Genomic DNA, 7,398 nt, shown 5'->3' with positions numbered 1-7,398 from the left:
CTTTATGGGTAGAGTATTCTGAATTCTGAATTCTGAATTCTGACTCCTGTTTTATAATTGCAGGTCGCTACATATAACGATCCAAAATCGCTTTGGTCATCTCAAATACCCTTCATTAAGCGGTTTGCGCCGCTTATTAATGACTTTGATGCAAAAAATGCGTAACATTAATGCACTTTAAGCAACTTTACCAAAAAACCGTAACAATTTATACTATTTTAACAGAAATCTCGCCTTAAGTTATGACTATCGAAATTGCTACATGAACATTATCTAAACTAGACAAATTCCCAAGATGTAAATGGCCACAGGTTTTCCTCAACTAATCACGGATTTAGAGTTTCACTTTGGAATGCTCTTAAGTAAAAATAATCAGCCTTAAGCAAATATTAAGTTTTTATTCCTTAACCCTCGTAGATACAACACCTGATGAAACTACGGGTTGGTTAATGTTGGGCAATTATCACTACAAATTCTCACGAGAGTCAGCCTCATGACAGACACAGTAACTACCACTGCCAGCCTGAATAAGTTCGAGAAATTCAAAGCAGAAAAAGATGGACTCGTCATCAAGAGTGAGATAGAGAAATTTGCCGCTCTGGGCTGGGAAGCAATGAACGAAATAGATCGTGATCATCGGCTCAAGTGGGTGGGTGTATTTTTTCGCCCTGTCACCCCAGGTAAGTTTATGATGCGATTGCGGATGCCTAACGGTATTCTCACCAGCAGTCAGATGCGTGTTTTAGCCCAAGTGGTACAGCGTTACGGAGATGAAGGCAGCGCTGATATTACTACCAGACAGAACATTCAATTACGGGGAATCAGAATTGAAGATTTACCAGACATCTTTAATAGATTTGACGCAGTTGGTTTAACCACCGTTCAGTCAGGGATGGATAACGTCCGCAATATCACAGGTGATCCTGTAGCGGGGTTGGATGCAGATGAGTTGTACGACACGCGAGAGTTGGTACAGCAAATTCAAGATATGCTCACCAACAAGGGAGAAGGGAACCCAGAGTTTAGCAATTTACCACGAAAGTTTAACATTGCGATCGCTGGGGGACGAGACAATTCAGTTCACGCTGAAATTAACGATTTAGCTTTTGTTCCAGCATTTAAGGAAGGGAGTGGTGAACAATCCCCTACTCCCCAAAAAACTTTCGGGTTTAACGTCCTCGTCGGTGGCTTTTTCTCAGCTAAACGTTGTGAAGCGGCAATTTCTTTGAATGCTTGGGTGACTCCAGAAGATGTGGTAACTGTATGTAGAGCCGTTTTGGAAGTCTTTCGTGATCACGGGCCGCGTGCTAATCGGCAAAAATCGCGCCTGATGTGGCTAATTGATGAATGGGGTTTAGAAAAGTTTCGAGCAGAAGTAGAAAACCGTTTGGGTAAATCATTATTATTTGCAGCAGCAAAAGACGAAATCGACTGGGAAAAACGCGATCATATCGGGGTATATAAACAAAAACAACCCGGATTAAATTACGTAGGCTTACACATTCCCGTCGGGCGACTAGATGCCGAAGATATGTTTGAAATCGCACGTCTAGCGGAAGTTTACGGTAGTGGCGAAATCCGTTTCACAGTTGAGCAAAATATTGTTATACCCAACATTTCTGACTCGCGTTTAGCAACATTTTTACCAGAGCCTTTGCTGGAAAGATTTTCTATTAACCCTAGTTTGCTGGCGCGATCGCTAGTATCTTGTACAGGCGCACAATTTTGCAACTTTGCCCTGATCGAAACTAAAAACCGCGCCCTGGCAATGATTAAAGCCTTAGAAGAAGAATTAACCTTCATCAATCCAGTGCGAATTCACTGGACTGGGTGCCCCAACTCCTGCGGACAGCCCCAAGTTGCAGACATCGGCTTGATGGGAACTAAAACTCGCAAAAATGGCAAAACCCTCGAAGGCGTTGACATATATATGGGTGGCAAAGTCGGCAAAGATGCCCATTTAGGAACTTGCGTCATCAAAGGCATACCATGTGAAGACTTGCAGCCAGTATTACAAGATTTACTGATTAAAAATTTTGGTGCAAAATTCAAGCAAGAAGCCGTAGTAGTTAGTAACTTTTAGTGGGCATTGGGCATTGGGCATTGGGCATTGGGCATTGGGCAAAGGCTCAACCTTCGAGTTGAGAGGTGCAACTTCCAAGTTTAGAGGCTCATATTCTCCGTATTTTCTTCAATTAGAAAGATTGGAATGCTTAAAAAATTATTTTCATTCAGCGATCGCTACCGCATTTTACATCAGACTTGGTTTGCTTTCTTTCTCACCTTTGTTTGTTGGTTTAACTTTGCTCCTTTTGCTACAACTATTGGCAAAGAGCTACATTTAGCGCCAGAGCAAATCAAAACTTTGGGTATCTGTAACCTCGCTCTCACAATTCCTGCACGATTAATTATTGGGATGCTTCTGGATCGTTTTGGCCCCAGAATCACTTATTCGATCCTGCTAATGTTTGCGGTTATTCCTTGTTTGGCGACGGCGCTAGCCCAAGATTTTAATCAATTAGTCATCAGTCGTTTGCTGATGGGAATTGTTGGCTCTGGGTTTGTTGTCGGTATTCGGATGGTGGCAGAATGGTTCCAGCCGAAGGAGATGGGCATTGCCCAAGGCATTTATGGCGGGTGGGGTAACTTTGGGGCTTTTGGCGCAGAGTTTGCCTTACCAATGCTTGCAGTTTCTACTAGCTTTTTCGCTGGTGGTGCTTCTAACTGGCGGTTTGCGATCGCACTTACAGGGATCATTGCAGCCATCTACGGCGTAATTTATTACAACAGCGTCCAAGATACACCCACTGGTAAAGTCTACAAGAAACCTCAAAAAAATGGTTCTCTAGAAGTGACCAGTATTAAAAGCTTCTGGGCGATGATTCTCTCGAATTTTGGTTTGATTTTCGCTCTAGGTTTATTAGCTTGGCGCTTGGAACAAAAGAACATTCACTTCCTAACTCTGAGCCAAATGTATCTGGCTTGGTTGCTATTAGCAGGATTGTTTGCTTACCAAAGTTACAAAGCTTGGGAGGTAAACGGAGAACTTCTAATTGGCAAGAAAACTTATGCTCCATCGGAACGCTTCCAGTTTGGTCAAGTAGCTTTACTCGAATTCACTTACATAACTAGCTTTGGCAGCGAACTGGCAGTTGTTTCTATGCTCCCAGCATTTTTTGAAAAAACCTTTGCTTTAGAGCATGTCCTCGCTGGGATGATTGCCGCTACCTATCCCTTCTTAAATTTGATTTCTCGTCCCAGTGGGGGCTTAATTTCTGATAAATTTAGCTCACGTAAATGGACAATGACAATTATTACTGCTGGCATTGGTATTAGTTATTTGATGGCACATTTTATTAGTAGTAACTGGCCGATTCCGCTAGCGATCGCAGTTACAATGTTTGCCGCTTACTTTGCCCAAGCTGGCTGCGGTGCAACCTACAGCATCGTACCCCTAATTAAGAAAGAAGCCACTGGACAAATTGCCGGTAATGTGGGAGCTTACGGTAATTTTGGCGGCGTAGTTTACCTGACAATTTTTAGCTTAACCGACGCATCTACACTATTTAGCACAATGGGTTTAGCTGCTTTAGTCTGTGCTTTCATGTGTGCCTTCTTCCTGAAAGAACCTAAAGGTTCTTTTGCCGCTACTTATGAAGGCGAACCACCAGAAACCTCAACTAAAAACTCTACCTTTTTAACGGAAGAATAGACTTCTTGCATAAATCAAAAATAAGAACCCCAGCCCGTCTTTGACTTACATCAAAGTCTTTTCTCCCCACTTGCCTACAGTGTCTCTAAAACTGCAATGCCAATGCATCAACTTGCAATGCCAATGCATCGACCTGCAATGCTAATGTATCAACCTGTAATGCCAATGCATCAACCTGCAATGCCAATGCATCGACTTGCAATGTTAATGCATCAACCTGTAAGTCCTATCTTTATCCAAAATTGGTGTGCAACACAAAAATTTTTCAACCTGTCGCTATATCTGAGGTTGCACAATCAAAATCAAGACTTACGCAATCAAAGCTTGAAACCTCGATCCCCCCTAACCCACGCCAGTCGCCTCAAGTCGGGAAACCCGCCCACAGCGCTGGCTCCCCTTAAAAAAGGGGGGAACTTGAAAGCCCCCTTTTTAAGGGGGTTGGGGGATCTTTTCTGCGTAAGTCCTAAAAATAACAAAATAGTACAACCGCCATGAGTGAATTTAGCAAAACCCTCTGTCCCTACTGTGGTGTTGGCTGTGGTTTAGAAGTTTCACCTCCAGCCCAACATGGCAAAGCAACTAATCGAGATAGCCAAGGAAATCCAATTTGGCGAGTCCGGGGTGATAAAGCCCATCCATCCAGTCAAGGAATGGTTTGCGTTAAAGGTGCGACGATCGCGGAATCTTTAGATAAAAATAGATTACATTACCCAATGGTGCGAGACTCCTTAGATCAAGAGTTTCGGCGCGTGAGTTGGGATGAAGCCTTTAATATAATCACCCAGCGCATTCAAACCGTCTTATTCACCCAAGGGCCAGAAGCTTTATGTATGTACGGTTCAGGTCAGTTTCAAACTGAGGACTACTACATAGCCCAGAAACTCATGAAAGGCTGTCTGGGTACTAATAATTTTGATGCCAACTCTCGCTTATGTATGTCTAGTGCTGTAGCTGGCTACATTCAAAGCTTTGGCTCAGATGGCCCACCATGCTGTTACGATGACTTGGAGTTAACCGACTGTGCATTTTTAATTGGCACTAATACGGCTGAATGTCACCCCATCGTTTTTAACCGACTGGAGAAGTATCACAAAAAAAACCGCAAAGTCAAAATGATTGTGGTTGACCCGCGTCGCACACCAACCGCAGAAGCAGCTGACTTGCATTTAGCAATTCGTCCCGGTACAGATATCGACTTATTGAACGGCATCGCTCACTTATTGATGCGCTGGAACTACATTGATACCATGTTCATGGACGACTGCACCAGCAACTTTCCCGCATACGCTGAAGTAATTCGCCATTATCCGCCAGAAGTGGTGGCTCGTCAATGTGGAATCAGCATTGAAGATTTAGAAACAGCAGCTCGCTATTGGGGTAAATCTGAGCAGGTACTGTCTTTGTGGTCAATGGGTGTGAATCAATCCTCAGAAGGGACAGCTAAGGTCAGAACTATCATTAACCTGCACTTGATGACTGGACAGATTGGCAAACCTGGGGCTGGCCCTTTTTCCCTCACTGGTCAGCCAAACGCGATGGGAGGACGGGAAGCCGGAGGTTTAGCGAATTTATTACCGGGTTATCGGGCGGTGAAAAATCCTCAGCACCGCGCAGAAGTTGAGGAGTTTTGGGGACTCAAGCCAGGAAAAATTTCGCCCAATCCCGGTTTGACTGCTTGGGACATGATTACTGGCTTGGAAAATAGCGCTGTAGAGTTACTGTGGATTGCAGCTACCAACCCAGCTGTGAGTATGCCAGATTTGGAGCGGACTAAGAAGGCGTTGTTGCGATCGCCTTTTACCATTTACCAAGACGCCTATTATCCCACAGAAACCTCTGCCTACGCTCACGTTTTGCTACCAGCAGCCCAGTGGGGTGAAAAAACTGGTGTGATGACAAACTCCGAACGAGTGGTAACTTTATGTCAAGCATTTCGCCAACCGCCAAGAGAAGCGAAAGCAGATTGGGAAATTTTTGCCGAAGTTGGACGTAGATTAGGTTTTGAGAAAGAGTTTGCCTTTGCTAACTCTGCTGAAGTTTATGCTGAATTTGTCAAACTAACTAAAACTCGCCCCTGCGATATGACAGGTATCAGTCACGCGCAATTACAAGCAGAAGGCCCGACTCAATGGCCTCACCCTGAAGAGAGTTATGAGTTAGAATCTTCAACTCCTAATTGTACAGACGCGATTAATCGCGATTGTACAGACGCGATTAATCGCGTCTCTAACAAACGCCTCTACACCAATCTCCGCTTCCACACCCCTGATGGACGCGCTCGATTTGGGGCATATTACTCAAAGGGACTTGCAGAACCACCAGACCCAGATTATCCGTTTGTACTAACTAATGGACGCCTTTATGGACACTGGCATACGCAGACACGCACGGGGCGAATTGAAAAAATTTGTAAAATGCATCCCGAACCGTTTATCGAAATTCATCCCCGTGATGCTGCTCGGTTAGGTGTTGTAGATAACATGTGTGTGGAAGTGCGATCGCGTCGGGGTAAAGCTAAGTTTACTGCCAAAGTAACAAAGGCGATCGCGCCTGGTACAGTTTTTGTCCCCATGCACTGGGGTTCGCTGTGGGCAGACAATGCCGAAGCTAATGCCCTCACCCATTCAGAATCTTGCCCCGATTCCCTGCAACCAGAATTAAAAGCCTGTGCGGTACAACTAATACCAATTTCTGTAGAAGTTACAGTCAAAAATTATCAACTCCAATCCTCAGAATGGTAAGCTGCTAAATGTAACTATAAAGTGATAATTTCTAACCAGCAATAGGTAATTTCGTCAATAATCAATAGTCAATAGTTATGATAATTTTTTATGACTGTCTAATTTTGACTCTTACCAATTATCATATCTAAAGAGGTAAAATTTCTAGTAACAAAAGGTTTTACTAGCCTCACTTTTACCTATGAATAAAGAATAAAAAATAGAGAGAAAACTTACAAAGAATCTTTTTTTAATCCTCTAGATTTATCTATGGGATTTTATTTTATAATCGGGTGCAGCATATGAAAAAGCTACTGAGGCGAATTTTAGTAACTACCAGAGATGAGAACTTCATGCACGTCATCGAAAATATAGAAGTGCTAGTTTCTAAAGCTCTATCTATTTTCATGGTAATTGTGATTTTGGTAGCGATCGTAGATTTAGGAATATTTATTTTTAAAGAGTTATTTACAGCGCCTTACGGTACGTTCAACACAACCTTGTATAAGATTTTTGGTTTATTTTTAAATATTTTAATTGCTTTAGAGATTTTAGAAAATATTACAGCTTATTTACGAAAACACGTTTTTCAGGTTGAATTAGTTATTGTCACTTCTCTAATTGCTGTTGCCAGAAAAATTATTATTCTTGACTTTGAAAAAGTTGGAGGTCTTGATATAATTGGTCTAGGTATAGCTATTCTTTCCCTATCAATTAGTTATTTGATAATTCGTCTCAGTAATTCCAAAGATGCAAGTTAATTGAAGAAGAATACATTCGTCAGAATCAAGACGCTCTCTGCGAGACGCTGCGCGAACGCGGACACGAGAAAGCGTGACGCTATCAGTCGGGGATTCAGACCCGCGACTACGAAAGTTGACCACCAAATTTTCTTGTTTTGTGGGGGTCTTAAACGCCGATTATTCATCCACCAGTCGTACAGAATACCTTTCCTGTATTCTGACG

General features: G+C 42.9%; 4 protein-coding genes. All 4 read left to right on the top strand.

Annotated elements, in window-relative coordinates:
• The first annotated feature begins 493 nt into the window (after window positions 1-493).
• A complete protein-coding gene (locus PUQ00_RS31540) occupies window positions 494-2,083 on the top strand; it encodes a ferredoxin--nitrite reductase (protein WP_300423836.1) in 1,590 nt (529 codons plus the stop codon).
• Window positions 2,084-2,209: 126 nt separating this feature from the next.
• The gene (locus PUQ00_RS31535) at window positions 2,210-3,712 is read left to right on the top strand and encodes a NarK family nitrate/nitrite MFS transporter (RefSeq protein WP_300423835.1); all 1,503 of its coding nucleotides are present in this window, start codon (window positions 2,210-2,212) and stop codon (window positions 3,710-3,712) included.
• A 491-nt stretch (window positions 3,713-4,203) separates the two neighbouring features.
• On the top strand, window positions 4,204-6,453 hold the full coding sequence (locus PUQ00_RS31530; RefSeq protein WP_300423834.1) for a nitrate reductase: 2,250 nt from the start codon (window positions 4,204-4,206) through the stop codon (window positions 6,451-6,453).
• Between the two features lie 281 nt (window positions 6,454-6,734).
• Window positions 6,735-7,193 (top strand): phosphate-starvation-inducible PsiE family protein, encoded by a 459-nt coding sequence (locus PUQ00_RS31525; RefSeq protein WP_300423833.1) that lies wholly within the window; start codon window positions 6,735-6,737, stop codon window positions 7,191-7,193.
• Window positions 7,194-7,398 lie beyond the last annotated feature (205 nt).

The organism is Nostoc sp. S13 (assembly GCF_029379315.1).
GTDB lineage: Bacteria > Cyanobacteriota > Cyanobacteriia > Cyanobacteriales > Nostocaceae > Nostoc.
The sequence above is the reverse complement of the archived record's forward strand: the minus strand, read 5'-3'. Positions and strand labels throughout refer to the sequence as shown.

Excerpts from the sequence above, each read along its gene's own strand:
- PUQ00_RS31540 (WP_300423836.1), top strand. The coding sequence starts at position 494 with ATGACAGACACAGTAACTACCACTGCCAGCCTGAATAAGTTCGAGAAA.
- PUQ00_RS31525 (WP_300423833.1), top strand. The coding sequence starts at position 6,735 with ATGAAAAAGCTACTGAGGCGAATTTTAGTAACTACCAGAGATGAGAAC.
- PUQ00_RS31535 (WP_300423835.1), top strand. The coding sequence starts at position 2,210 with ATGCTTAAAAAATTATTTTCATTCAGCGATCGCTACCGCATTTTACAT.
- PUQ00_RS31530 (WP_300423834.1), top strand. The coding sequence starts at position 4,204 with ATGAGTGAATTTAGCAAAACCCTCTGTCCCTACTGTGGTGTTGGCTGT.